The organism is Actinomadura sp. NPDC023710 (assembly GCF_040639875.1).
Lineage (GTDB): Bacteria > Actinomycetota > Actinomycetes > Streptosporangiales > Streptosporangiaceae > Spirillospora > Spirillospora citrea.
Genome location: NZ_JBFAGB010000017.1, coordinates 59,329 through 85,880, shown reverse-complemented (window position 1 = coordinate 85,880; position 26,552 = coordinate 59,329). Strand labels below are relative to the sequence as shown.

18 protein-coding genes and 1 pseudogene are annotated in these 26,552 nt (G+C 74.0%); 7 read left to right on the top strand and 12 right to left on the bottom strand.

What is annotated here, in order from left to right:
* Window positions 1-198: 198 nt before the first annotated feature.
* From AB0H37_RS21070 to AB0H37_RS21050, 5 genes are all read right to left on the bottom strand, one after another.
* Window positions 199-891, bottom strand: coding sequence for an ABC transporter ATP-binding protein (locus tag AB0H37_RS21070; protein ID WP_360614529.1), 693 nt, complete (start codon window positions 889-891; stop codon window positions 199-201).
* On the bottom strand, window positions 888-1,817 hold the full coding sequence (locus AB0H37_RS21065) for an ABC transporter ATP-binding protein (protein ID WP_360614527.1): 930 nt from the start codon (window positions 1,815-1,817) through the stop codon (window positions 888-890). Before AB0H37_RS21065 ends, AB0H37_RS21070 begins: the two co-directional genes overlap by 4 nt.
* Window positions 1,817-4,396 (bottom strand): CRISPR-associated protein Cas5, encoded by a 2,580-nt coding sequence (gene cas5, locus AB0H37_RS21060; RefSeq protein WP_360614526.1) that lies wholly within the window; start codon window positions 4,394-4,396, stop codon window positions 1,817-1,819. Before cas5 ends, AB0H37_RS21065 begins: the two co-directional genes overlap by 1 nt.
* Window positions 4,393-7,740: an FtsX-like permease family protein gene (locus AB0H37_RS21055; protein WP_360614524.1), complete on the bottom strand. Its 3,348-nt coding sequence runs from the start codon at window positions 7,738-7,740 to the stop codon at window positions 4,393-4,395. Before AB0H37_RS21055 ends, cas5 begins: the two co-directional genes overlap by 4 nt.
* Window positions 7,741-7,872: 132 nt before the next feature.
* Window positions 7,873-11,082, bottom strand: a complete 3,210-nt coding sequence (locus tag AB0H37_RS21050) for a BTAD domain-containing putative transcriptional regulator (protein WP_360614523.1) — start codon at window positions 11,080-11,082, stop codon at window positions 7,873-7,875.
* A 141-nt stretch (window positions 11,083-11,223) separates the two neighbouring features.
* Here AB0H37_RS21050 and AB0H37_RS21045 point away from each other — a divergent pair, with 141 nt between their 5' ends.
* Complete coding sequence (locus AB0H37_RS21045) at window positions 11,224-11,784, top strand: dihydrofolate reductase family protein (RefSeq protein ID WP_329095209.1); 561 nt, start codon at window positions 11,224-11,226, stop codon at window positions 11,782-11,784.
* 6 nt (window positions 11,785-11,790) lie between these two features.
* Here the strand turns inward: AB0H37_RS21045 and AB0H37_RS21040 are convergent, their stop codons facing one another.
* Entirely contained in the window at window positions 11,791-12,720 is a 930-nt protein-coding gene (locus AB0H37_RS21040; protein WP_360614521.1) for a helix-turn-helix transcriptional regulator, read from the bottom strand.
* A 349-nt stretch (window positions 12,721-13,069) separates the two neighbouring features.
* On the opposite strand from AB0H37_RS21040, the gene AB0H37_RS21035 reads away from it, so the two are divergent.
* Both AB0H37_RS21035 and AB0H37_RS21030 read left to right on the top strand, forming a co-directional pair.
* A complete protein-coding gene (locus AB0H37_RS21035; RefSeq protein WP_329095214.1) occupies window positions 13,070-13,441 on the top strand; it encodes a YciI family protein in 372 nt (123 codons plus the stop codon).
* Between the two features lie 139 nt (window positions 13,442-13,580).
* Entirely contained in the window at window positions 13,581-14,831 is a 1,251-nt protein-coding gene (locus AB0H37_RS21030) for an RNA polymerase sigma factor (RefSeq protein WP_329098398.1), read from the top strand.
* Here the strand turns inward: AB0H37_RS21030 and AB0H37_RS21025 are convergent.
* A complete protein-coding gene (locus AB0H37_RS21025) occupies window positions 14,812-15,975 on the bottom strand; it encodes an FAD-dependent monooxygenase (protein WP_360614519.1) in 1,164 nt (387 codons plus the stop codon). The genes AB0H37_RS21030 and AB0H37_RS21025 overlap by 20 nt on opposite strands.
* 227 nt (window positions 15,976-16,202) lie before the next feature.
* Here AB0H37_RS21025 and AB0H37_RS21020 point away from each other — a divergent pair, with 227 nt between their 5' ends.
* A complete protein-coding gene (locus AB0H37_RS21020; protein ID WP_360614517.1) occupies window positions 16,203-17,144 on the top strand; it encodes a threonine/serine dehydratase in 942 nt (313 codons plus the stop codon).
* A 23-nt stretch (window positions 17,145-17,167) separates the two neighbouring features.
* Here the strand turns inward: AB0H37_RS21020 and AB0H37_RS21015 are convergent, their stop codons facing one another.
* Window positions 17,168-18,499, bottom strand: a complete 1,332-nt coding sequence (locus AB0H37_RS21015; protein WP_360614515.1) for a serine hydrolase domain-containing protein — start codon at window positions 18,497-18,499, stop codon at window positions 17,168-17,170.
* Window positions 18,500-18,754: 255 nt separating this feature from the next.
* Here AB0H37_RS21015 and AB0H37_RS21010 point away from each other — a divergent pair, with 255 nt between their 5' ends.
* Window positions 18,755-19,195, top strand: a complete 441-nt coding sequence (locus AB0H37_RS21010; protein ID WP_179832537.1) for an Hsp20/alpha crystallin family protein — start codon at window positions 18,755-18,757, stop codon at window positions 19,193-19,195.
* A 115-nt stretch (window positions 19,196-19,310) separates the two neighbouring features.
* Complete coding sequence (locus AB0H37_RS21005; RefSeq protein WP_329095224.1) at window positions 19,311-19,631, top strand: MerR family transcriptional regulator; 321 nt, start codon at window positions 19,311-19,313, stop codon at window positions 19,629-19,631.
* An 85-nt stretch (window positions 19,632-19,716) separates the two neighbouring features.
* On the opposite strand, the pseudogene AB0H37_RS21000 reads toward AB0H37_RS21005, so the two are convergent.
* Window positions 19,717-20,619 (bottom strand): annotated as a pseudogene (locus AB0H37_RS21000) (RNA polymerase sigma factor); the annotation flags it as partial.
* A 192-nt stretch (window positions 20,620-20,811) separates the two neighbouring features.
* On the opposite strand from AB0H37_RS21000, the gene AB0H37_RS20995 reads away from it, so the two are divergent.
* Window positions 20,812-21,459 carry a TetR family transcriptional regulator gene (locus AB0H37_RS20995; protein ID WP_329095226.1) on the top strand — a complete coding sequence of 216 codons (648 nt, stop codon included), beginning with the start codon at window positions 20,812-20,814 and terminating at the stop codon, window positions 21,457-21,459.
* Here AB0H37_RS20995 and AB0H37_RS20990 read toward each other — a convergent pair.
* The 3 genes from AB0H37_RS20990 to AB0H37_RS20980 all read right to left on the bottom strand — a co-directional run bounded on the left by AB0H37_RS20990 (window position 21,456) and on the right by AB0H37_RS20980 (window position 26,165).
* Window positions 21,456-24,845 carry a pyruvate carboxylase gene (locus tag AB0H37_RS20990; protein WP_360614513.1) on the bottom strand — a complete coding sequence of 1,130 codons (3,390 nt, stop codon included), beginning with the start codon at window positions 24,843-24,845 and terminating at the stop codon, window positions 21,456-21,458. The two genes, AB0H37_RS20995 and AB0H37_RS20990, sit on opposite strands and share 4 nt — an antisense overlap.
* A gap of 238 nt (window positions 24,846-25,083) precedes the next feature.
* On the bottom strand, window positions 25,084-25,821 hold the full coding sequence (locus AB0H37_RS20985) for a hypothetical protein (RefSeq protein WP_329095229.1): 738 nt from the start codon (window positions 25,819-25,821) through the stop codon (window positions 25,084-25,086).
* Window positions 25,818-26,165, bottom strand: coding sequence for a PadR family transcriptional regulator (locus AB0H37_RS20980; RefSeq protein WP_179832532.1), 348 nt, complete (start codon window positions 26,163-26,165; stop codon window positions 25,818-25,820). Before AB0H37_RS20980 ends, AB0H37_RS20985 begins: the two co-directional genes overlap by 4 nt.
* Window positions 26,166-26,552 lie beyond the last annotated feature (387 nt).

The window sequence follows — 26,552 nt, the reverse complement described above, 5'->3', positions numbered from 1 at the left end:
CGATTCCCCCGCCGATCACCTCGCAAGCCTGTCCCCCGGTGACCGCCACGATCATTGGAACGGGACCATCGGGACGAGGACTTCTGGGCCATGGCAACCGTCCGGCTCCCCACGGCGGCCGTCGGCTTCCCCCGGCCGCCGTCCTGGCCGCCCGGGCCCGCGTGTGCACGACCCGAGGGACGACCTCGCCGGGTGAGGTCAGGCGGGGACGGGCGCCTCGGTGACGGCGCCGTCCTCCAGGGTCAGGACGCGATCGGCCTCCGCGAGGAGGGTCTCGTCGTGGGTCGCCACCAGGACGGTCACGCCCTCGCTGGAGACGACCGCGCGGAGCAGCGGCATGATGGCGGCGGCGGTCTCGGAGTCGAGCTGACCCGTGGGCTCGTCGGCGAGGAGAAGGCGGGGGCGGTTGGCCAGGGCGCGGGCGATCGCCACGCGCTGGCGCTGGCCGCCGGAGAGCTCGTAGGGGCGTTGCAGCGCGTGGTCGGCCAGGCCGACGAGGCCCAGCAGGACGCGGACGCGCTCGTCGCGCTCGGCGGACGGCGTGCGGACGAGGCGCAGCGGGACCTCGACGTTCTCGGCGGCCGACAGGACGGGGATGAGCCCGTGCGCCTGGAACACGTAGCCGATGTCGTCGCGGCGCAGGGCGAGCAGGTCGTCCTCGGAGAGCGCGCCGACGTCGCGCCCGTCGACGTGGACCGTGCCGCCGTCCGGGCTGTCCAGGCCGCCGATCAGGTTGAGGAGCGTCGTCTTGCCGGAGCCCGAGCGGCCCCGGACGGCGACGAGCTCGCCGGGCGCGATGGCGAAGGACGCCCCGCGCAGGGCCGGAACCTCGATCCTGCCCGTCCGGAAGGTCCGGACCAGCCCCTCCACGGCCACCATCGGCGCGGTCATTCGGTCTCCTCCCGGTCGGGCCAGACGCCGACGTGGTCGCTCTCCAGGGCGAGGCGGACGCGGTCGCGCAGGTCCAGGGCCTGGGTGAACCCCTTGGGCAGCTGGACGCGGCCGACGCGGTCGAGGAGGGCGTACTCCTCGACGACGCGGGTCCCGTCGTCCTCGGAGCGGCGGCGGACCTCGACGCTGGTGCGGCCGTCGCGGATGCCGATGACCCGGTCGACGCGCTCGGACACCTGCGCGTCGTGGGTGACGACCACGATGGTGGTGCCGAGCTCCTCGTTGACGCGGCGGAGGGAGGCGAACACCTGGGCGGCGGTGACGGTGTCGAGCTCGCCGGTCGGTTCGTCGGCCAGCACGACCTGGGGTTCGTTGGCGACGGCCACGGCGATCGCCATGCGCTGCTGCTGGCCGCCGGACAGCTCCGCCGGGCGGCGGTCCGCGCAGTCGCCGACGTCCAGCATGCCGAGCAGCTCGGCGGCGCGGGTGGCGCGCTCGCGGCGCGACCGCCCGGCGAACCTCATGGGCAGCTCGACGTTCTGCGCGGCGGTCAGGTACGGCAGGAGGTTGCGGGACGTCTGCTGCCAGATGAACCCGACCTTCTCGCGCCGGAACTCCAGCCGCTCCTTGGACGCCATGGTGAGCAGGTCCGAGCCGGCGACGCGGGCGACGCCGGCGGTCGGCACGTCCAGGCCGGACAGGATGTTCAGCAGCGTCGACTTCCCCGACCCGGACGCGCCCACGATGGCGACGAGCTCGCCGGGGTCGACGAGCAGGTCCAGACCCTGGAGGGCGACGACCTCGACGCCGTCGGTCTTGTAGATGCGCACCAGGTTGTCGCAGACGATGTGGGCGCCCTCGCCGTAGACGGGACCGCGCTCGGCGGCGCGGCGCTCCAGTTCGGCGAGGTCGGTCGTTTCGGTCATCAATCCCCCGTTCTCAGGGCGTTGCCGGGGTCGGTGTCGAAGGCGCGGTCGACCGCGACGGCGGCGGCGGCCGCCAGCAGGAGCGCGGCGAGCAGGCCGAGCAGCGCCGGCAGGCCCGGGACGTGCGCGGTGACGGCGAAACCGCCGGTGTAGGGGCGCAGGTCCACGACCGGCCCGGTGATCTCCGGCAGCAGGAGGCCGAGCACCCACCCGGCGCCGACCGCGCACAGCAGGACGGGCGCGAGCTCCACGAGCGCGAGGCGGCGGCTCTGCCGGCGGCTCAGCCCGAGGGCGCGCAGGTGGGCGATCGTCCGGCCGCGGGCACGGGCGCCCACGACGAGCATGAGCAGGACGGCGAGCAGCCCGAACACGCCGCCGGCGAGGGCGCCGTTCCGGAAGGTGTCGTGGACGACCGGCACCAGGGGCAGTCCCGCCATGTCCCGCAGCACCTGCTGCCGCAGCACGACGTCGTCCCCCGGGGCGGCGGCGCGCAGCGCCTTGACGTCGATGTCGTCGCCGGTGACGAAGACATGCGACGGGAAGCCCGTCGCGCCGGCGACCATCCGGTAGGGGACGATCACGAAGGCGCTGTTCTTCTCCTGCCCGGGGAAGCGCACGATCTGGGTGGACGGTGTGACGGCCACCGGGTCCATGCCCGCGCGGCCGAGCGTCACGGCGCCCGAGCCGAGGGTGTGGGCGGCGAGGGGCGACACCAGCACGCCCGTGTCGGTGTCCGGTATGCCGGGCACCTCGGGCGCGAGTCTCCGGTAGGCGTCGAGGTCCACGCCGACCACGGTCATCGGCGCCTGGTCGGTGGCGGACGAGGCCCGCTCGATGACCCGGACCCGGACGGCGCCGGTGACGCCCCGCACCGCGCGGATGCGGCGGAGCTTCGCCTCGTCCAGCGACCCCGCCTCGATGCGCGCGTCGGCGCCGGTCTCGGCCCAGGAGGCGCGTTCCTGCCCGGCGCGCAGCCCGGTGTCCACGGTGGAGGTGAAGCCGGCGATGGTGGCGGCCAGCAGCAGGACGGCCAGCGGCAGCGCCCCGACGAGGTTCTGCCGGGACGCGCGGGCGAGGCCGATGAACGCGACGGCCCCGGTCCGCCGCCGCAGCAGCGGCCCGGCGGCCCGCAGCAGGTACGGGTAGGCGCGCAGGACGAGCACGCCGAGCGCCGCGCCGAGCAGGGCCGGGACGGCGGCGACCAGCGGATCGGTCCCGGCGGAGGTGCCGCGCACGCGCAGCAGCACGACGCCGACCACGGCGAGCACCACCAGCAGGCCGTCCATGACGAGCCGCCGCCGGGACGGGCGCGCCGCGACGAGGTCGTCGCGGTGTTCGGCGACCGAGCCGAGGCCGCCGCCGCGCTCCCGCAGGACCATGGTCGCCGAGACGCCCAGCACGGCGGCCACGAGCAGCCCGATCGCGTACAGCGAGGCGGTCTGCGGCGGACCGGCGTCCATGAGCCGTCCCGCCGCGTACCCGAGCAGGGCGGGCGGGACGGCGGCGAGGGCGGTCAGCCCGCAGGCGGGCGCCGCGAGCTGGCGCAGCGACGCGCCGCGGGCCCGCATGACGCCGAGGACCGGCCGGAGCCGCTCGCCGAGCAGGCCGGCGGCGAGCAGCAGCAGCCCGGCGGCGACGGCGACGAGGCCGCCGAAGGCCAGGCCGACGACGGACTGGGCGGTGTGGAGCCGTCCGGCGAACTCCTTCAGCTGGACGTCGAGGGAGGTGGAGACCTCGCAGGGGAAGAAGTCGGCGCGCCCCGCGACGGCGGAGCGGAAGGCGTCGAGGTCGCCGGTCATGGCGCGGGCCTGGTCGGCGCCGACCGCGCCGTCGCGCACCGGGAACCGCCAGTCGTAGGTCAGCTTCAGGCCCGGGTCGCGCGTGAGGCGCGCGTACCCGGCGGGGTCGATCAGTGCCGTGCCCGCGTCGGCCTCAAGGGTCGTCGACGGGGGGAGGCTGAGGTACTCGATGGTCGGGTGCAGGATCCGGGCGCGCGACCCCCAGAACGGGTCGGCGGCGTTCAGCGGCTGGTAGAGGCCTTTGACGCGGACGTTCCTGCCGCTGAGTTCGATCCGGTCGCCGACCTTGTAGCCGAACTGGTCGGCGTACGCCTTGGCCACCACCACGTTCATGTCGCCGCTCGTCTGGCCCGGCTTGTTGGAGGGGAGGCCGCCGGAGACGAGGCGGATGCGCCGCCACGCGTTCGGTTCCCAGCCCAGGTACAGGAGCCTCGGACGGTGCAGGCCCCCCTCGACGGTGTCGGCGGGCGAGGTGACCGACGCCTCTGGCTCTCCGGTGCCCTCGCTCAGGGACCGGGGCATCAGCTCCCGCCAGGTGAGGGCGTTGCCGTTCAGGGCCGCCTCACCGGGGACGGCGGCGAAGGCGGCGGTGCCGCCCGCGGTGCCCTTCACGCGGATGACGGCCCCGGGGCCGGCGGCCGCGGCCGCGGCGCGGTCGTATCCGGCGGTGGTCCGGGACGGGACGACGACGGCGAGCAGCGCCGACACCAGCATCAGCACGGCCAGGGCGGTGAGCGGCGCCCACTGCGTCCGGGCGAGCCGCATCCCGGCACTCCTCATCGGTCCTCCCCCGCGCGCAGGCCGGCGCCGAGGTTCCGGCGCCGCAGAGTCCGGATGACCGGCGCGAGCACGAGCACGAGCACCACCGCCACCCCGCCGAGGACGGCCAGCACCACGGGCCATTGGACAACCAGGTCGGCGGGCGGGTACGGCTCGGCGGCCTGCACGCTCAGCACGATGTGCGGGACGACGAGCCGCGCCACGACAAGGCCGAGGACCGTCCCGCCGAGCAGGCCGAGCACGACCAGGTAGGCCTGCTCGATCGCGAGCATCCCGGCGACCTGGCGGGGCGGCACGCCGAGCGCCCGCAGCACCGCGAACTCGCGGTACCGCTCGCCCGCGGTCACCGCCGCGTTCACCACGAACGCGATGACGGCGAACGCCAGCGCCGCGGCGAAGCCGAGCACGAGGGCGCCCTGGAGCGCCGCGCCCAGCGGGGCGTCGCGGAGCCGGGAGCGCGTCTCGACGCGGTCGGCCGCGACCTCGCCCCAGGCGGGATGCCGGGCCAGGTCCCGGACGGCCGGGCCGGTGCGGCCGCCGCGCGCCGACGCCCACCACTCCCGGGGGGTGATGGGGTCGCCCGCCGAGCCGTCCACGGCGAGCCGGGACTGGGTGAGGGTGGGCAGGTCGACCAGGACGCCCGGCCTGCCGGGCGGCACGCTCGGCAGCGCGGGAGCGATGCCCGCGACCTTGACGGGCTGGTCGCCGTCGAGGGTGTTCACGGTGACGGTGCCGCCGACGCCGACCTTGGCGCGGTTCGCCATCTCCTCGGTGATGACGCCCGCCACGGGAGGCAGCAGGGCGGTGTTCTTGACGTCCTGCGAGCGCGGGGTGGACGTGCCGAACATCGCGTGGACGGCCGTGCCGGTCGCGTAGCCGTAGAAGCCCTTGCGGTCGAGGGTGGGCGACGACGGGATCGTGAGGGTCGCCAGGGCGCCCTCACCGTCGGTGACGCTCGGCTTGAGCGGGTGCTCCAGGTCCTGCGGTCCGGCGAAGGCGTCCCAGCGGGCCCCGGCGGGACGCGCGGCCGGGCCGGTGCCCTCCCCGGTGATGCTCCGCAGCTCCAGTTCGAGCCTGCCCGAGATCTTGTTGTCGTCGTAGCCGAAGTGGACGCCGCGGATCGACAGGGGGTAGGACGGCACGCCGTCCGTCCCGGCGAGCTGGGCGGCGTCCAGGGCGAGGGTGTGCGCGTCGCCGTCCGCGTCGACGCCGGGGAGGGGCACCTGCCGGGTCAGCCCGCGCGCGTCCACGACCGTCACCGTGAACTTGTAGCCCTCGCCGAGAGGCGGCACGTAGTCGGGGGGCACCTCGGGGTCCGGGCCGGAGTGGCTGAGGCGCACGTCGAACAGCAGCCGTTTCGGCTCGCCGGGAACGGTCAGCGCCAGGGCGGCCGGACGGGCCCGCGCCAGCTCGTCCAGCCGCAGGTCGTTCCGCAGGCCGGGGCCGACGCGCAGGAGCGGGCCGATCGCCTCGGCGTCCACGCCGAGCAGAGTCGCCGGTTCGGTGCCGAGGTCGGCGTCCATGCGCAGGACCCCGGTCGCGGCCGAGACGCCGGGCAGCGCCGCGAAGCGTCCGGCCTGCCCGAGCGGTCCCGGGCCGCCCTCCCGGGACGCGGCGGACAGCCGCAGGTCGGCGCCGCTCTGGAAGTCGGCCTGGTCGGTCTGCGACCGCCGCCAGGTCGCCATCGTCGTGACCGACAGCACCCCGACGGCCATCGCCATCACCAGCAGCAGGACCGGGCCGGTGTAGCGGAGCTGGCGCCGCCCGACCTGCCGGGTGCCGAGGACGGCCACGAGCCCGCGCCTGCGGGTCGCGACCCGCTCGGCCACGCGGGAGACGGCCGGCACGAAGCGGAGCAGGAGCACCCCGCCGGCGAGGAGGGCCAGGGCCGGGCCGGACACGATGAACGGGTCTATGCCGTCCGTCCCGCCGCCGGGTGCTCCGTCGCCGCCCGCGCCGTCCGCCCCGTACCGGGTGAGCTGCCAGATCGCGAGCCCGGCGACGAGCAGCAGGGCGAGGTCGGTGCCCGAGCCGCGCAGGCCGCCGCGGCCCTGCCGCCCGAGACCGGCCTGGGCCTCCACGAACGTCCGGTTCGCCCCCCGCAGCGTCGGTACCGTCAGGACGACGGCGCAGGCCAGCGCCGTCAGCACCGAGACCGTCCACAACGGCAGGAGCGGCCCGGCGTCCAGCCGCAGCCCCGAGTCCCGCACCGCGGGCGCGTGCCCGGCCAGGCGCAGCAGCGGGCCGGCCAGCAGCGGGCCGAGCACCGCGGCGGGCAGCACGATCAGCAGGCCCTCGACGAGCCCGAGCCGGGCGAGCTGGCGCATGCCGAGGCCGCGGGTGCGCAGCAGCGCGACCTCGCCGCGCCGGTGGTCGGCGAGCAGCCGCGCGACCAGCAGCCACGCGCAGCCCGCCAGCAGCACGAGCTGGATCACCGGGATGAGCATCGTGGACCGCGCCACCTGGAGCGCGGTGCTCAGCTGCGCGGTCAGGTCGGGCAGGTCGGTCGCGACGCTGAACTGCGCCCCGTCGCCGGCCTTCCCGAAGGTGTCGCCGCCGGCGGCCACCCGGTCGCCGAGGGGGCCGAGCTCGCCGGGCTCGACGCCGCGCAGGTCCGGCATGACGGTGAAACGGGCCTCGGAGCCGGTGCCGGTGAACCGGGCGGCGAACACCTGGGGCGGCACCACGAACGGCCCGTGGCTCGTGTAGTCGAGCCGTTCGACGCCGGTGGTGACGAGCTTGTCGTCCTGCCAGAAGTAGTCCTGCGGGTCGAGGACGTCGAACAGCCCGACGACGCGCACCTTCACAACCGACTTCTTGTCGACGCGGCCGTGCAGCGTGAGGACGTCGTCCACGCCGGCGTGCATCGCGCGGGCGGCGGCGCCGGGCAGGGCCGCCTCGACCTCTCCGGAGCCCGAGCCCGAGGCCGCGCCGGGCCAGCGTCCCTCGCTGAGCCGCGCGTGCTTCTCGATCCCGGTGTAGGTCCCGAACGCCGTCAGGTCGGGGTGGTCGCTCTTCTCCTGGCCCGGAAGCGTGTAGGAATCGCTGCGGACGCTCATCGAGACCGCCAGCGGGACGTCCCGGTAGATCTGCTTGAGAACCCCGTCGACCCGGCCCTGCACCTCCGTGAGGCCGTTCGCCGGGACGTGCGTGCCGAGCGTCGTCCCGACCGACTCGAACGTCGCGTCGGCCAGCGTGCGGCGCAGGCCCTCGCGGGTCACCGACCCGGTGTAGCCGACCAGGGCCGCGAGGACGGTCGTGGCGAACAGAGCGGTCGCGCAGGCGGCCAGCACCAGCGTCCGGTCGCCGATGATCCGGCTGAGCACCAACCCCCGTCGTCCCACGGAGGGTCATGATCATTGCCTGTGAGGGGGGCCACAAGGGGTCGTGACGATTCCGCGACCTTTCGCAACCTTATTGCAATAGGGAGGAATCGCCCCAGATCTCCCTATTCAGGGGAGCACCGCCGCGGCGCCCTACCGGTCCGCCCAGACGGAGGCGCCTGCCGGAGGGACGGCCTCCGCGCGCCGCAGGATCTCCACCGGATCGCGGCCCGCGCCGGCGGCGAGCGCGTCCGGCCCGGCCGCGTCCCCGATCCGCGCCGCGGCCCGGTCGATGTCGTCCTGTTCGACGGGGCCGGGCGGCACACCGGCGGCCTCCCGGACCGCCGCCGCCTTCCCGAGGGCCTCCGCCGCGTCCCGGTGCCGTCCGGTGAGGGCCAGCGCGCAGGCCAGGCACTCCAGGGCGCCCGCCAGGTCGCGCGGTGCCGCCAGCCTGATCGCGACGGCCAGCGCATCCCGCTGGTACCGCACGGCGGACACCGCGTCGCCGCGCGCCTCCGCCACGCGCCCCAGCCCGCTCTGGATCATCGGCAGGTACAGGGGCGGGAACTCCTCGGGCGAGGCCGCCGCCAGCAGGGGCCGCATCCGGTCCTCGGCGTCCTCCAGCCGTCCCTCGCGCTCCGCCGCCAGCCCGAGGCCGATGTCGGCGAACATGACCGCGGGCGCGAACCCCTGCTCCACGGCGACCCGGCGCGCCCGCCCGAACAGCCGCCGCGCGGACGCGTGGTCGCGGCGCAGGTAGGCGATCCAGCCGCGCCACGCCATCCGCATGGCGACGTCCGGCCACATCCGGAGCTCCTCGGCCATCCGCTGCGCGTCGTGATGGAGCCGCTCGGCCCGGTCGTAGTCGCCGGTCAGCTCCGCCAGCCCGCCGAGCCACTCCACCGCCTGGAGCCGTCCCCAGCGGTCGCCGACCTCGCCGAACAGCACGGCGGCCCGCTCGGCGTCGCGCTCCAGCGCGGCGGGCTCGCCGCGCGCGTGGGCGTGCATGGCGCGCTGGACGAGCGCCGCCGCCTCGCCCCACCGGTCGCCGGACGCGCGGAACCCCGCGAGCGCCTCCTCCAGGATCGCGGCGCCCTCGCCGGTGTCGTCCAGTTCGGCCCGGGCGAACGTCAGGAACCAGCGCGCCCACGCCTTCAGGCGGTCGTCGCCGGTGGCGTCCACGAGCGCGAGGGCCTCGTCGCGGCGGGCCTTCCAGTCGCCGGGGGCGCCCTTGAGCACGGCCAGCCCCGCCCGCCACGCCAGCGCGCGGGCCCGGACGTCCGGCGAGCCGCCCCGCGCGAGGGCCGCCTCCAGCGACCGCAGCGCCTCGGTCAGCCGTCCGCGCAGGAACCAGTACCAGGCGAGCGCGTTGACCAGCCGCAACGCCTCGTCCGCCGAACCGGCCGCGTCGAGCGCGGCCCGCAGGTTCGCCGACTCGACGTCCAGCCTCGCCAGCCAGCGCGCCTGCTCGGGCCCGGTGAGGCCGCCCGCCGCACGCTCGGCCAAGGCCAGGTAGTGGCCGCTGTGCGCTGCCTCGGCGCGCCGCGTCTCCCCCGCCTCCGCCAGCCGCTCGGCCGCGTAGGCGGCGACGGACTCCAGCAGCCGGTACCGCGGGCCCTCCCCGGGACGCTCCGTCATCACGACCAGCGAGCGGTCGACCAGCCGGACCAGGACGTCGAGGACATCCGCGTCCGGGACGTCCCCGCCCGCGCACACGACCTCGGCCGAGTCGGCCGTGCAGCCGTCGGCGTGCACCGACAGCCGGCGCAGCACCGCGCGCTCCGGCCCGGTCAGCAGGTCCCAGCTCCAGTCGATCACCGCGGTGAGCGTGCGCTGCCGGGCCGGGCCGCCGCGGTGCCCGGACGACAGCAGCCGGAACCGGTCGTCGATCCGTTCGACGAGGCCCTCGACCCCGAGCGTCCGCACCCTGGTCGCGGCCAGTTCCAGAGCGAGCGGGATGCCGTCCAGCCGGCGGCACAGCTCCCCGACCCGCCCGGCCGTGTCCCCGTCCAGCAGAAAGCCCCGCGAGGCCGCGCGCGCCCGCTCCGCGAACAGCCGGACCGCGCTCGACGCGGCCGGGTCGTCGTCGCGGCCCGGCACGTCCAGCGGCGGGACGGCCCACACGACCTCGCCCGGCAGGCCGAGCGGCTCCCGGCTCGTCGCCAGCACGCGCACCCCGGGCACCCCGCGCAGCAGCCGGTCCGCCAGCTCGGCGGCCTGCTCGACGACGTGCTCGCAGTTGTCCAGGACGAGCAGCAGCCGGCGGGCGCCGAGCGCCGCCGCCAGCCGGTCGAGCGCCGCGGCGGGCGCGCCCGGCGCGTCCCGGATGTCGAGGATCGCCGTCACGACCTCCGCGAGGTCGGGCACGGTCGAGCGCTCCAGCCCCGCCAGCTCCGCCATCCACACGCCGTCGCCGAACGCGTCGGCGAGCCCGGCCGCCGTCTCGATCGCCAGGCGGGTCTTGCCCACCCCGCCCGGGCCGGTCAGCGTGACCAGCCGGTCGGTGCCGATCCGCGCCCGGATCTCCCGGACGGCGCCGTCCCGCCCGATCAGCCCCGTCTGCGGGACGGGCAGGTTCGACCGCGGGCGCGACGGCTCCGGGGCGGCGGGCCCGCCGAGGCCGGGGTCCTGCCGCAGGACGGCCCGCTGGAGCGCGGCCAGCTCGGCGCCCGGGTCCAGGCCCAGCTCGTCGGCGAGCAGCACCCGGTACCGCTCGTAGCCCTCCAGCGCCTCGTTCTGCCGTCCGGCCCCGTAGAGGGCCCGCATGTGCGCGGCCCTCAGCCGCTCGCGCAGCGGGTGCTCCTCGACGGCGACGCCGAGTTCGCCCGCCAGGGCACCGTGCTCGCCGAGCGCCAGCCGCGCCTCGGCCTGCTCCTCCAGGGCGGTCAGCCGCAGTTCCTCAAGCCTCGCCACCGCCGCCCGGGTGAACTCCTCGTCCCGGAAGTCGGCGAGCGCGGGGCCGCGCCACCGCCCGAGCGCCTCCGCCAGCAGCGCCGCCCTCTCCTTCGGCTCCGCGGCCTCCCGGGCCCGTTCGACCAGCGCCTGGAAGCACCGGGCGTCCACCCGCTCGGCGGCGGCGCCCAGCAGGTATCCGGCGGGGCGCGACTCCACCAGCGCCCGCGCGCCCGGCTCCGCGTCCTCCAGGACGCGGCGCAGCTGCGACACCTTCGCCGACAGCGCGCCCATCGGGTTCCCGGGCGGCGCGTCGCCCCACAGGTCGTCGATCAGCCGGTCGGCGGGCACCGGACGGCCCTCGTGCACGAGCAGGTCCGCCAGGAGCGCCCGCACCTTCAGTCCCGGCACGGGGACGAGCCCGCCGTCGTCGGTCCAGACCGCGAGCGGTCCGAGCAGCCCGAAACGCATCTTTCGACCCTATTGCGAACTCGCGCCCCCGCGCGTCGGGCCGGCCGCCGGAAAGGAAGCGTAAGAATGCGGTAAACCCTCTCGCGCACAGTGGTCCCACCGCGCCGGAAAGGCGAAACGATCACCCTGACGGAGGAGACCATGCGCAAGATCATTAACTCGACGTACGTGTCGCTCGACGGCGTCATCGAGAACCCGCAGAACTGGACCTCGGCCTACTTCCAGGACGAGGCCGCCGCCTACGCCCGGGAGCTGCTGTTCTCCTGCGACGCCGTGCTGATGGGACGCAAGACGTTCGACGGCTTCTCCCAGGCGTGGCCGGCCATGGAGGAGGCCACCGGCGACTTCGGCGTCCGGATGAACACCCTGCCCCACTACGTCGTGTCCGACTCCCTGCGCAAGCCCGGCTGGGGCGACACGACGGCGATCCCGCGGGCGGAGGCCGTCGCCGAGATCACCAAGCTGAAGGAGCAGGACGGTCAGGACATCCTGCAGTACGGCTTCGGCCCGGTGTCCCGGACGCTCGTCGAGCACGGCCTGCTGGACGAGCTGCGCCTGTGGATCCACCCGGTCCTCGTCGGCCCCCGTGAGACCGCCGACCTGCTCAACGCCGACGAGTTCTCGGCCACGTTCGAGCTGGCCGGCACCAAGGTCTTCAAGACCGGCGTCATCATCGCCACCTACGTCCCCACCGCGCAGTAGGGGCGGTCACCCGGCGGCCCGGCGCGGCGCCCTGCCGAGCCGGGCCAGGGCGGCCTGGAGGATCGCGCGGGTGCGGTCCGGGGGCTCGGCCTGGACGCCGATACGGTTCAGGGCGTCGCGGTAGCGGGCGATGTCGGACGCCCGGTCCGGGTAGAGCGCGCAGGTGAGGTGCTCCAGGTAGACCACGTCGGGCAGCTCGGGCTCGGCGAACCGCAGCAGCGTCATCGGGCCGCCCTCCGCCGCGTGCCCGCCCGAGCTGAAGGGCACGATCTGCACGGTGACGTTCGGCAGCTCCGCCATCTCGATCAGGTGCTCGATCTGGGCGCGCATCGTGGCGCGGCCGCCGACCGTCCGGCACAGCGTCGCCTCGTCCAGCACCGCCCACAGCCGCAGCGGGTCCGGGCGCTCGAACACGCGCCGGCGCCGCATCCGCAGCTCCACCCGCCGCTCGATCTCCTCGGGCCCCGCCTCCGAGTGGCGGGCCGCGAGGAGGGCGCGGGCGTAGTCCCTGGTCTGGAGCAGCTCCGGGATGTCCTGGACCTCGTACACGCGGACGAGCACCGCGCCCTGCTCCAGCCCCAGGTAGGGCTCGAACCAGGACGGGACCACGTCGCCGAACGGCTGCCACCAGCCGGGCGCACTGGCGTGCTCGGCCAGCTCCAGCAGCGGTTCGCGCAGCGACGGGTCGGTCACGCCGTAGAGGGTCAGCAGGTCGGCGACGTCGCGCTCCTTGTAGCCGACGCGGCCGAGCTCCATCCGGCTGATCTTGGAGTGCGAGCCGCGGATCTCGTACCCGGCGGCCTCGGTGGAGATGCCGGCGGCCTCCCGGTACCGGCGCAGCTGCGCGCCGACCAGCATCCGCAGCACCGTCGGGCCCGCCGCCCGGTGGTCCTGGGCGACGCGGGCGCGGTCGCCCGCGGGCTCGGCGGCGCTCATGAGGCCCCGCGCCCCGCGGCGCTCCACCGCTCGTGCCGCGCCCGGCGTCCCGCCCTCGGCATGGACGGCCCGCCGGTCACCGGTGCCGGAACTCCCATGGGGCGCCCTCCTCGACGTGCGAAAAAACTTTCCACCGGATGAAGTTACTTGTTGAAGACTCACTTGCCCACTAGTCCGGAATGTCCTCTTCGATGGGCATCTCGGCGGATAGGCGGGAGCGTCCGGTCCGATACCGCCATGACCTGGCACGATACGGGGCAGAAAAAAATCCAGAAGATTTCGGCGAGGGATGTCGATCCGGTCACACCTTCTTCGACGCGTTCGTGACAGGCCGGGAAGGACCGGGCCGGTGAACAGAGGAGACGACATGCGGTTCCTGATGATGACGACGGACGACGGTTCTGCGCCCGCCGGCCCGCCGGACGAGAAGCTGCAGATGGAGATGGGCAAGTTCATCGAGGAGATGTCCCGGAGCGGGGCGCTGCTCGCGACCGGCGGGCTGGAGCCCGGCGGCACCCGGATCAAGTCGTCCGGCGGCAAGGTCACCGTCCTGGACGGCCCGTTCGCCGAGGCGAAGGAGGCGGTCGTCGGGTTCGCCCTCATCGAGGTGGGCACCCGCGAGGAGGCGATCGAGCTGTCCAAGCGGTTCTGGGCGATCATCGGCGACGGCGAGGGCGTCATCCAGCAGGTGTTCGGGCCGGACGACATCCCCGGCGCGTGAGGTCGCGGCCGGGGGGCGTCCGGCCGGGCCGGTGAGCGTCCGCTGAGCTTGCGCGGCGGCCGGTGCGGGTGCTCTCATCGGCAGCGTGACGGCATCGGACGAGCCCGGGGCGCGTAGGGCGCCCGCGCGCGGCACGGGCGTGCACGCGAGCATCGACGCGGTGTGGCGGCTGGAGGCCGCGCGCATCATCGCCGGTCTCGCCCGCATGGTGCACGACATCGGGCTCGCCGAGGAACTCGCGCAGGACGCGCTGGTCGCCGCGCTCGAACAGTGGCCGGAGTCAGGCGTCCCGGACAACCCGGGCGCCTGGCTCATGGCCGTCGGCAAGCGCCGCGCCGTCGACCGGATCCGGCGGCTGCGGCGCCTCGACGACAAGATCGAGGAAATGGGCCGCGACCTGGAGACCCAGGCGCCGCCCGAGGAGTTCGACGTCCCGGACGACGACCGCATCGAGGACGACGTCCTCCGGCTGGTCTTCACCGCGTGCCACCCCGTGCTGTCCGCGCAGGCGCGGGTCGCGCTGACGCTGCGCATGCTCGGCGGCCTCACCACCGAGGAGATCGCGCACGCGTTCCTCGTCCCCGAGGCGACCGTGGCGCAGCGGATCGTCCGGGCGAAACGGACGCTGTCGGAGGCGAACGTCCCGTTCGAGGTGCCGGAGGGCCCCGGCCGCGCGGCCCGGCTGGCGTCCGTGCTGGAGGTCGTCTACCTCATCTTCAACGAGGGATACGCCGCCAGCGCGGGCGACGCCTGGGTGCGGGCGGACCTGTGCCGCGAGGCGCTGCGCCTCGGCCGGATCCTCGCGGAGCTGGCCCCGGGCGAGCCCGAGGTGCACGGGCTCGCCGCGCTGATGGAGATCCAGGCGTCCCGCACCCGGGCGCGCACCGGGCCGTCCGGGGAGCCCGTCCCGCTTCTGGAGCAGGACCGCGGCCGGTGGGACAGGCTCCTCATCCACCGCGGGTTCGCGGCGCTGCTGCGCGCGAAGAAGATCGGCGAGCCGCCCGGCCCCTACGTCCTGCAGGCCGCGATCGCCGCCTGCCACGCGCAGGCGCCCGCCGCCGAGGACACCGACTGGGCGCAGATCGCGTCGCTCTACGAGGTCCTCGCCCGCGTCGCGCCCTCCCCCGTCGTGGAGCTGAACCGGGCCGTGGCGGTCGGCATGGCGGACGGCGCCGAGAAGGGTCTTGAGCTCGCCGACGCGCTGGTGGACGAGCCCGCCCTGCGCGGCTACCACCTGCTGCCGAGCGTCCGCGGCGACCTGCTCGCCCGCCTCGGGCGGCTGGAGGAGGCCCGGACGCAGTTCGAGCGCGCCGCGGAGCTCACCCGCAACGCGCCCGAACGCAAGGTCCTGCTGGACCGCGCCGCCTCGCTCAGTAGTCCCGCACCGTGAACGAGCCGACGATCTCGCCGAAGTCCTGGAAGTCGATCGCCTCGGTCTCGGCGCCCATCTCGGCGTTGCGCTGCGCGTCCACCCGCGCCTTGTTGGTCAGCGCCAGCTCCTGGTTGGCGGCGACGTACCCGCGCAGCTCCTTCTCGTAGTTCGCGAACGCGGCGCGGTGGTCGCCGGCCGCCGCCTTCAGCTCCCCGGCCAGCACGTACGCGCCGACGATGGCCATGCTCGTGCCCTGCCCGGAAAGCGGCGATCCGCAGTACCCCGCGTCCCCCAGCAGGACGACCCGCCCCTTCGACCAGGAGTCCATGTGGACCTGCGCCATCGAGTCGAAGTGGAAGTCGGGCGCCGCCCACATCGTCTCCAGCAGCTCGGGCAGCACCCAGCCGCCCCCGGCCAGCGCGTCCGCCATGATCTTCTTCTGCGCGGCGGTGTCGCGGTGGTCGTACTCGATCGGCCGCTCGGACTCGAACCCCATGTAGACGCGGACCTCCTCGTTGCCGCGGACGCTCATCACGCCGCCGCCCCAGCTGCTGCCCGGCATCTGGTGGAACACCTGCCAGCGGTCCAGGCCGAGGAAGTTCGGGGCCGTCCACACCGAGAGGTAGGTGCCGAGGTGGGTCAGGTAGTCCTTCTCCGGCCCGAACACCAGCCGCCGCGTGGCCGAGTGCGCGCCGTCCGCGCCGACGACCAGGTCGAACGTGCGGATCAGCCCGCTGTGGAAGATCACCCGCACGCCGTCGTCGCCCTGCTCCAGCCCGGCGATCGAGTCGCCGTAGAGGTACTCGACGCCGTCGCCGGCCGCGTCCGCCAGGATCCGGGACAGGTCGTCGCGCAGGATCTCCACGTCCGGGCTGCTCAGGTCGCCGCCGCTGATCGTGTACTCCTCGCTGCGGTACAGCTCGTTGCCGTCCCCGTCCACCATGGACATGCCGCGCATCTCGACGCGCTCCTCGCGGATCCGGTCGAGGACGCCCATCCGCTCGGCGACCTCCAGCGCCGGCCCGCGCACGTCGATCGCCTGCCCGCCGGCCCGCGGCCCGGGCGCCACCTCCACGACCGTCACACCGAACCCGTACCGCCGCAGCCAGTACGCCAGCGCGGGACCGCCGATGCTCGCACCCGAGATGAGGACGTTCTTCATGGGGACCTCCCTAGTCCGGCGGGACGTGCCTCCCGCACCGATGAAGAGACTCGCCGTGCTCGCTGACCAACTCCGCACCGTCCGCTGACCGGCGTCCGGAGCGAAGCGGAGGACGCCGGTCAGCTGCCCTCACCAGGGGGTTGGGGTACGGGCGGGGGTTCGGGTGGCCCGAACGGGTGTCATGTCCCAAACTGGTGTTGGGTGCTGGTGGCTTCGGAGGGAGAACGGTGATCGATCGCTCAGACGTCCAGGCCGCGGCGGAGCGTGTCGCGGGCCATGTCCGCCGCACGCCGATGGTCGAGGTCGAGCCGGGGCCGCTCGCGCCCGCCGGGCGGACGTGGCTGAAGCTCGAACTGACGCAGCACACGGGGTCGTTCAAGGCGCGCGGTGCGTTCAACCACATCCTGGCCGCACGGGACGAGGGGCGGCTTCCGGAGGCGGGCGTCGTCGCGGCGTCCGGCGGGAACGCGGGGCTGGCCTTCGCGTACGCGGCGGCGCGGGCGGGCGTCCCGGCCGAGGTGTACGTGCCGGAGACGGCGCCCGCGGTGAAGGTCGCGCGGCTGCGGGCCCTCGGCGCCGCGGTCGTGCAGGTCGGCACCCGGGACGCCGAGGCGCAGGACGCCGCGACCAAGCGCGCCGCCGACACCGGCGCGCTGTTCTGCCACGCCTACGACCTGCCGGAGGTGTGCGCGGGCCAGGGCACGCTGGGCCTGGAGTTGCTGGAGCAGACCGGCGGCGAGGCCGACACGGTCCTGCTGGCGGTCGGCGGCGGAGGGCTGATGGCGGGCGTCGCCGCCGCGCTCGAAGGGCGGGTGCGCGTCGTCGGCGTCGAGCCCGTGACGATCCCGACCCTCGAACGCGCCCTGCACACCGGACGTCCCGTGGACGTGGAGGTGTCGGGGATCGCCGCCGACTCCCTCGGCGCGACCCGGGCCGGCGAGATCGCGTTCGCGGTCGCCTCCCGTACCGGGGTGCGTCCCGTCCTGGTCACCGACGAGGCGATCATCGAGGCCCGCCGGTTCGTGTGGGAGGAGTACCGCCTCGTCGTCGAGCACGGCACGGCCGCCGCCGTGGCGGCGCTCCGCGGCGGTGCCTACCGCCCGTCCCCCGGGGAGCGTGTCGTGGTCGTCCTGTGCGGCGCCAACACCGACCCGTCCAGCCTGGCCTGACACCTTCGCGGGTCAGCCGCGTGTCATCCGGCGGCGCGGAGGGCCTGGAGCGGCAGCAACCGCACCTGCGCCGGGGGCCGTGCCGTGCCGGTCGCGGGCCGGCTGCCGCACAGGGCCTCCACCACGTGCGCGGCCAGCGCGTTGTCGATCGGGTGCGGGACGGGCGTGCCGCCGGCGCTGAGCTGCTGGTACTTCATCAGGTTGAAGGCCAGGGAGATCTGCCGCTCGCCCCCGGCGGACGACAGGGACTGGGTCCCGGCGCCGAACACCGCGCCGTCGTGACCCCAGAACGTCCCGCACGGGAGGTCGAGAGAGTAGATCCCGAGGCCGTAGTTCATCAGGACGTTGCCGTCCGCGTCCTTCACCGGGACGGTCCGCTGCATCTGCGCCAGGGCGTCCGGCCCGATGAGGTCGCCGGTGAGGAGCCTGCGGTAGAAGCGGTTGAGGTCGTCCATGGTGGACACCAGCGCGCCCGCCGTCCACGCCCAGCTCATGTCGAAGGTGCTGTAGTCGCGGGGCGGCGTCACATGCTGGTACAGCGACTCGTACATCCGCGGGTGCGGACCCGCTATCCAGGGCGAGGACGGGAAGTAGGTGTGCTTCAGCCCGGCTTTCCGGATGACGTTCCGGGTGATGTACTTCTCCGCCGTGGTCCCGGTCACCTTCTCCAGGAGTTCCCCGGCGATGACGTAGTTGGTGTTGGAGTACGACCAGCGCTCGCCCGGCTCTCCGGTGCGCGGCGCCCGCACCCCCCACGCGACGAGCTGCGCGGGCCGGACGTCGCGGAACCGGTACTCGTCCAGGCTGTCGGCCGACAGCTCCCGCAGTGAGGGGAACGCCGCGGCGACGTAGTCGCCGATGCCGCTCGTGTGGTCGAGCACCATCCGCACGGTCGTCTGCTCGCCGTAGCGTCCCGGAATGAGGCCGGGCAGGTAGCGGGCGACCGGGGCGTCGAGGTCGACGCGCCCCTGCTCGACCTGCTGGAGGATCGCGGTGGCGACGAACGACTTGGTGATGCTGCCGACCCGCTGGCGCATGCCCGGGGTGACCGGGCGCCCCGTGCGCACGTCCGCCGCCCCGGCCGCGCCGTCCCACGCCGTGCGGCCGTCCCGGACCTCGGAGAACAGCCCGTACATGCCGGCGTCGTGCGTGGCGTCCAGGGTGGCCCGAAGCTTGGCGGGATCGAACGGGACGGTCGGCGGCAGCGCCGTGGCGATCGCGGACGGGCCCACGTCCGGCCCGGCCGCCGTCGCCGCGACCTGGGCCGTCGCCAACGTCAGAACGAGCACCGCCCCCGCGGCCGCGCCCCTGACGACACCGCGCCCCGTCAGCCGTCCCAGCCCTCTGGCCATCATCCCCGTCTCTCCGCGCCGACCGTGTTCCCGAAGGAGCCGTTTCTAGATCATCCACTCTCTCATCCCGAGGGTGGAAGCGGCCCCAGAGCCACCAAAACGGAGCGATCGCGACACATGCGAGTGGGCGGGCACAGCGACCGGGGCTTGACACCGGCTTCTCCGGTTTCTTATAACTTGAGTTACAGGTTTCCTCTTGTACGAGGAACAGGTAACCGGCGCACGGCCAGGCGCCGAGGTCTTCGGAGGTGATGGTCCATGTTGCTGACGTCGATCGACCCGTTCGTGCAGGAGTTCGAGCGTCAGTTCGACCGGGCGGTCCGCCAGGCCGCCGGTCAGGGCGGCGGCGCCGGCATGCCGATGGACGGCATCCGCCGCGCCGACGACGTCGTCCTTCGGTTCGACCTGCCGGGGGTCGACCCCGGCTCCATCGAGGTCACCGTCGACCGCGGTGTGCTCTCGGTGACCGCGCGGCGCGAGGAGGAGTTCGACGAGGACGAGCGCGTCTTCGTCCGCGAGCGCACCATGGGCTCCTTCACCCGCCGGGTCTACCTGTCGGAGCACCTGGACGCCGAGGCGATCGAGGCCGCCTACGAGAACGGCGTCCTCGCCGTCCGCATCCCCGTGCTGGAGCGGGCGCGGCCGCGGAAGGTGGCCGTCCAGCAGTCGGGCGGCGGCCAGAAGGCGATCAGGCGCTGACGCGCGGTGTCCGGGCGGCCCCGGTCGGCGCGGCCTTCGACGAGCCGAGGCGACCGGGGCCGCCCGCATTCGCCCGGCGGTCCGCCGGGACCGCACCGGCGCCGAGGAGGCCCGCATGAACCTGCCGTTCGACGACGAGCACGCCGCGCTGTTCACGGTGGGGCAGGTGGCGCAGATGCTGGACGTCCAGCAGGCGTTCCTGCGCCGCATCGACGACCACCGGGTCGTCTCCCCTCAGCGCTCGACCGGCGGTCAGCGCCGCTACAGCCGACACGAGGTCGGCCGCATTCAGGAGGTCGTCTCGATGATGGGCGAGGGCATGACGCTGCCCGCCATCCGGCGCATCTTCGAGCTCCAGCACGAGGTGGCCGAGCTCACCCGTGAGCGCGACGAACTCGCCCGGCGGCTGGCCGGAGGCCCCGGCGCCACGACCTGACGTCCCCGGGTCGGCACGCGGGGCCATACGGAAGAGCGCCGCGGCCTCCCCGGGCGTCGGCCGGGCGTCGGCCGGGCCGGCAGGGTCAGCCGAGCAGGTCCGCGAGGGTCTCGCGGCGGGACGGGTGGCGCAGCTTGTGCATGCCCTTGGACTCGATCTGCCGGATGCGCTCGCGCGTCACCCCGTAGACCTTGCCGACCTCCTCCAGGGTCTTGGGCTCGCCGCCCGACAGTCCGAACCGCAGCGAGATGACGCCCGCCTCGCGCTCGGTGAGCGTCTCCAGGACGGCGTCGAGCCGCCCGCGCAGCATCGACGTCGCCACGACGTCGGCGGGGTCGCCGCCGTCGGGGTCCTCGATGACGTCGGCGAGCTCGCCGTCGCCGTCCTCGCCGAGCGGGGTGTGCAGGGACAGCGGCTCGCGGGCCTGCCGCCGCAGCCACTCGACCTTCTCGGGCGTGACGTCGAGCTCGACGGCCAGTTCCTGCGAGTTCGGCTCGCGGCCGAGGTCCTGCATCATCCGCCGCCGGACGCGCGTCATCCGGTTGAGCACCTCGACGACGTGCACGGGGATGCGGATGGTGCGGCTCTGGTCGGCCAGCGCGCGGCTGATCGCCTGTTTGATCCACCAGACGGCGTAGGTGGAGAACTTCAGGCCGCGGCGGTACTCGAACTTCTCCACGGCGCGGATCAGGCCGAGATTGCCCTCCTGCACGAGGTCGTTGAGCTGGAGGCCGTGGCCCATGTAGCGCTTGGCGAGCGACACGACGAGGCGCAGGTTCGCCTCGACCATGTGCTCCTTGGCGCGGGCACCGTCGGCGGCGATCCACTCCAGGTCCTGCTTGTCCTGGAGGCTCAGTTCGTCGCCCAGGGTGATGAGGCGCTCTCGGGCGAACAGGCCGGCCTCGATGCGCTTGGCCAGGTCGACCTCCTGCTCGGCGGTGAGCAGCGCGGTGCGCCCGATGCGGGACAGGTAGTCCTTCATCGGGTCGACGAGGTTCACGGTGGAGCGGGGGGTTGCGCTCGGCGCGTGGCTGGCGTTCAGGGCTGTGTCCTTTGCTCGTCCGGCCGGGAGGGAACGGTCACCCGATCTCGGTACCCGTCAGGCTCGCCGCCCAAACTTGGAGCCGACCTAAGTATGTGTCAAGCACGAACTTAGGTCGTGTTATGAAAGGATGGCGGCATGGGACTGCGGGAGATGAAGAAGCAGCAGACGCGCCAGAGCATTTCGCACCAGGCGACCCGCCTGTTCCTGCGGCACGGCTTCGACCGGGTGACGATCGCCGACGTCGCCGCGGCGGCACAGGTGGCGAAGATGACCGTCACCAACTACTTCCCCAGGAAGGAGGACCTGGCGCTCGACCTGCACGAGGTGTTCGTGGCCCTCCTGGCGCGCACGGTCGCCGAGCGGGCGCCGGGCGAGTCGGCGCTGGCCGCGCTGCGCCGGGGCTTCCTGGAGGCCCTCCGGCGGCATGACGCCGTGATCGGCTTCTCCGGTCCCGACTTCGCCCGGATGATCACCGAGAGCCCGGCGCTGGTGGCGCGGCTCCGCGAGTTCCACGAGGAGCGGGAGGACGCCCTCGCCGCCGTCCTCGCCGAGGAGACCGGCGCGGGGCCGGACGACGTCCTCCCCCGCCTCGTCGCCGCGCAGCTCGGCGGCGTCCACCGCGTCCTGTTCCGGGAGACCCTGTGCCGCACCGTGCGGGGCGAGACCCACGAAGAGATCGAGGCGGCCCTCGCGGAGTCCGCGAAGACCGCCTTCGACCTGCTCGAACCGTCCCTGGGCGGCTACGCGACGCGTCCGGCGTCCCCGGAACGGAAGGTGCCCTAGGCGCCGTCCTGGATGACCAGGAGGAGGTCGCCCGCCTGGACGGGCGTCGCCTCCGGGACGGCCAGCCGGGCGACGGTGCCCGCGACCGGTGCCGTGATCGCGGCCTCCATCTTCATGGCCTCGATGGTGGCGACCACGTCTCCCGCGGCGACCTCGTCGCCCTTGGCCGCCCGCAGCGTCACCGATCCGTCGAACGGGGCGGCGACGTGGCCGGGCTCGGCGGGGTCGGCGCGCTCGACCGGCGGCGCGTCGGACTTGACGGACTTGTCGCGGACGGAGAGCGTGCGGAGCTGGCCGTTCACCGAGCAGATGACCTGCCGGACGCCCGCCTCGTCGACGTCGCCGACGGCCTCCAGACCGGCCAGGACGCGGACGCCGGGTTCGAGGTCGAACGCCACCTCGTGCCCCGCGCGGAGCCCGTACAGGAACGGGCCGGTCGGCAGGACGGAGAGGTCGCCGTAGGCGGCGCGGGCTTCGCGGTAGTCCTTCGCCGGGCCCGGGAAGAGCAGGCGGTCGAGCGTGTCGCGAACCTCAGGACCGGCCAGGGCCTTCTCTTCGGCGCCGTCCAGTTCGGCCCGGGCGGGCGTGTGCTGGCGTCCCGCGAGGGCCTTGGTGCGGAACGGCTCGGGCCAGCCGCCGGGCGGGTCGCCCAGTTCGCCGCTCAGGAACCCGATGACGCTGTCGGGGATGTCATAGCGGTCGGGGTTCTCGGCGAAGTCGTCCGGGTCGGCGCCCGCCGCGACGAGGTGCAGGGCCAGGTCCCCCACGACCTTGCTGGACGGGGTGACCTTCACGAGCCGCCCGAGGATGGCGTCCGCGGCGGCGTAGAGGCGCTCGATCTCCTCGAAGCGGTCGCCGAGGCCGAGGGCGACGGCCTGCTGCCGCAGGTTGGACAGCTGCCCGCCCGGGATCTCGTGCCGGTAGACGCGTCCGGTCGGCGACGGGAGCCCCATCTCGAACGGTGCGTAGAGCCTCCGGACGGCCTCCCAGTACGGCTCCATGACGGTGAGCGCGTCCAGGTCGATCCCGGTGGCGTGCTCGGTGAAGTCGGTCGCGGCCACGATCGCCTGGAGCGGCGGCTGGCTCGTGGTGCCCGAGAGCGGCGCGGCGGCGCCGTCGACGGCGTCGACGCCCGCTTCGATGGCGGCGATGTAGGTGCCGATCTGCCCGCCGGCCGTGTCGTGGGTGTGCAGGTGGACGGGCAGGTCGAACCGCTCACGGAGGGCCCTGACGAGGGTGCGCGCCGCGGGCGCCCGGAGCAGGCCGGCCATGTCCTTGACGCAGAGGACGTGGACTCCCGCGTCGACGAGTTCCTCCGCCAGACGCAAGTAGTAGTCGAGCGTGTAGAGCCTTTCGCCCGGGGAGGACAGGTCGCCGGTGTAGCAGAGCGTGCCCTCCACTAGCGCGTGAGTCTGGAGGGCCGCGTCGATGGCCGGACGCATGCGGTCCACGTCGTTCAGGGCGTCGAACACGCGGAAGATGTCGACTCCCGTACTGGCCGCCTCCTTGACGAAGGCCCGAGCCACCGAATCGGGGTACGGCGTGTAGCCCACGGTGTTGCGACCACGCAGAAGCATCTGGATGCACAGGTTGGGCGCCGCCTCGCGGATCGCGGCCAGCCTGTCCCAGGGCGACTCGCCCAGGAACCGGAGCGCGACGTCGTACGTTGCCCCGCCCCACGCCTCGACAGAGAGAAGCTGCGGCGTCATCCGGGCGAGGTAGGGGGCGGCTGACAGCAGGTCGTAGGTGCGTACTCGCGTAGCGAGGAGCGACTGATGCGCGTCGCGGAACGTCGTGTCAGTGACGGCCAGGGCGTCCTGGTTCCGGAGTTGCTCGGCGAACGCGCGCGCGCCGAGCGCCAGCAGCCGGTCTCGCGACCCCTCTGGGAACGGCCCGTCGAGGTCGAGCGGCGGCAGCTTCGTCGCCGGGTCCAGGTCGGTGGGCGCCTCGCCGTGCGGCTTGTTGACCGTGACGTCCGCCAGGTACCGGACGAGCCGCGTCGCACGGTCGCCGCTGGAACGGGCCGTGAGCAGGGCGGGATGTTCGGCGATGTAGGACGTGGTGACGCCGCCCGCGCGGAAGTCGGGCTCGTCCAGCAGCGCCTGGAGGAACGGGATGTTGGAGGCGACGCCCCTGATGCGGAACTCGGCGACGGCCCGGCGCGCCCTGCGCACCGCGTCCTCGAACGTCCGGCCGCGGCACGTCAGCTTCACCAGCAGCGAGTCGAAGTGCGGCGACACGATCGCGCCGCCGTAGGCCGTTCCCGTGTCGAGCCGCACCCCGGCGCCGCCCGGGGACCGGTACGCCGAGATCTTCCCGGTGTCGGGCCGGAAGCCGTTCGCCGGGTCCTCGGTCGTGATGCGGCACTGCACGGCGAACCCGCTCACGGCGACCTCGTCCTGCGCGATGCCGAGGGCGGCGAGCGTCTCGCCGCCCGCGATGCGCAGCTGGCTCTGCACCAGGTCGACGCCCGTGACCTCCTCGGTGACGGTGTGCTCGACCTGGATGCGGGGGTTCATCTCGATGAAGACGTGCTCGCCGCGGTCGTCCACGAGGAACTCGACCGTTCCCGCGTTCTCGTAGCCGATCTCCTGGGCGAACCTGACCGCGTCCTCGCAGAGCCGCCGGGTCGTCTCCGGGTCCAGCCCGGGCGCGGGCGCGATCTCGACGACCTTCTGGTGGCGGCGCTGCACCGAGCAGTCGCGCTCGCGCAGGTGGACGATGTGCCCGGCGCCGTCCGCGAGGACCTGCACCTCGATGTGGCGGGGACGGTCCACCGCCTGCTCCAGGAACACCGTCGGGTCGCCGAACGCGCTCTCGGCCTCGCGGCGCGCCGTGTCCACGGCGGCCTCCAGCTCCTCGCGGTGGTCGACGCGGCGCAGCCCGCGCCCGCCGCCGCCCGCCGCGGCCTTCACGAACAGCGGGAACCCGACCTCGTCGGCCGCCTCCAGCTCCCGTCCCGGCTCGGGCGTCGTCGAGCGCAGCACCGGCAGGCCCGCGCGCCGCGCCGCCGCGACCGCCGCGACCGCCTCGATCTTGTTGCCCGCCAGGTTCAGCACCCGCGACGGAGGTCCGACGAACTTGATCCCGGCGCGCTCGCACGCCGCCGCCAGCTCGGGGCTCTCCGACAGGAAGCCGTAGCCCGGATAGACGGCGTCGGCGCCGACCCGCAGCGCCGTCTCCACGATCCCGTCCACGTCCAGGTAGGCGCGGACGGGATGGCCGTGCTCCCCGATCTCGTACGCCTCGTCCGCCTTCTGCCGGTGCAGGGACAGGCGGTCCTCGTGCGCGTACACGGCGACGCTGGCGATGCCGAGTTCGTACGCCGCGCGGAAGGCGCGCACGGCGATCTCGCCACGGTTGGCGACGAGCAGCTTACTGATCACGTGTGTCTCCCAGGAGTGGTTCGGGGCGCGTCCGGCCGCGCCCGACGGCCTCCTGGGCTCCACGCTGAGCCGCTCACGGCGGGACGAACCCGTGGGCGAACCGGATCCTGGGATACCTACCCAGCTGAGCGGTTCGGACGGCCCCGCCCGCCGGCGAGAACAAAGGGACAGATGATGCGGGACGTGAAAAGGGAGGAAAGTTTCAGCCACCGAGGAGCGTGCGTCCCGGCGGGGCTCGTCAGGAGGCGCGGCTGCGGTCGAGCCAGACGCGGCCCGCGATCAGGCCCATGACGATCAGGGCGCCCAGGAGGAGGCCGATGAGGAGGCCGGTGCCCGAGCCGTCCGGGGCGAAGGCGATCCAGGCGCCGCAGACGGCGGCGATGAAGAGGCCGTAGCCGGCGACGAAGGTGTAGAAGCGCCTGCTCCAGAAATTGCGGCCCGACGGCGTCCCGGGGACGGCGTGGAGTTCCGCCTCGGGGCCGAGGGAGGCCGCCTTGGGCCGCTTGAAGTACTCGAAGCAGACCCAGGTGCCGCAGGGCTCCCAGCCGTCCGGCGCGAGACGGCCGATGACGGCGTTGCGGCGGCCCGGCAGGACGGTTTCGCGGCGGTACTCCCAGCGCTGCGGGTCGTCCGGGTCGCGGTGGCTGACGAAGCGGCCCGTGTTGTCGACCCGTTCCACCTCCCAGCCCTCCTCGCCGTAGCGGTTGAGTACCTCGCGCTCGTGGAAGGCGTCGGCCCTCCACTTCCAGGTCCCGGCCTCGTCCGGCGGGACGGGGCCGGTGCGGACGTCCGCCCGCGCCTCGTCCGGGGCGACCTGGGGGGCGAACGCCTCGGGCGTGCCGAACTCCTGCACGGGGTCGGTGCCGGACTCGGCCACGAAGGCGGCGAGGTCGTCGACGGTGCGGGACACCTCGTCCTCGGGGAGGCCGCGGGCGCGCAGCCGCTCCGCCAGATCGTCGAAGTAGGGGTTCGTCATCGTCCTGCTCCCTCGGTGAGCATGGTTCGCACGGACTCGTCGAAGTCGAGCCACAGGCCGCTCTGCTCGGCGAGAGTCACGCGGCCCACGTCGGTGAGGTGGTAGTAGCGGCGGCCGGGGCCGCGGTCGGCGGCGCGGAACTCCGCCGAGACCAGCCCGGCCTCTTCCAGGCGGTTGAGGACGGGATACAGGGTCCCGCCCTTGATCTGCCCGAGGCCCGCGTCGGCGAGCGTCTTGGCGATCTCGTAGCCGTAGCTCTCGCCCCCGGTCAGGCTGGCGAGGACCAGCAGGTCGAGGACGCCCTTGAGCCAGCTGGCGCGGCGGTCGGCGGGCACGGCGGTCATCGCCCGCCACGCGCCGGCGGGCGGCCGGGGCCGGCCGCGGCGTCAGGCGTGATCTTCATGGTTCGCTCCCTCTGGCTAGTTGGCCCAGCGAGCTAAACCGTACGGCAATCTAGTTAGATATACAACCTAGATAGCCGCCACGAGTCCCTTGGTGCGGGGCCGGATCCGGTCGCCCGCTAAACGGAACGATCACTCGGAATAGCCGGAAGGATCTTGCGGTTGCAACTACCGTGCGAGAGCCCGCCAGCCGGGTGGCACCCATGTCAGTGACCTATGGAGGTGAACCGTGCCGAGCAGCATTCCCCGCACCCGTTCCACCGGTGAGCGCAAACAGGTGAGAACCACGTCGCTCCGCGCCCTCGCGGTCGCCGCGCAGTTGGAACGCAA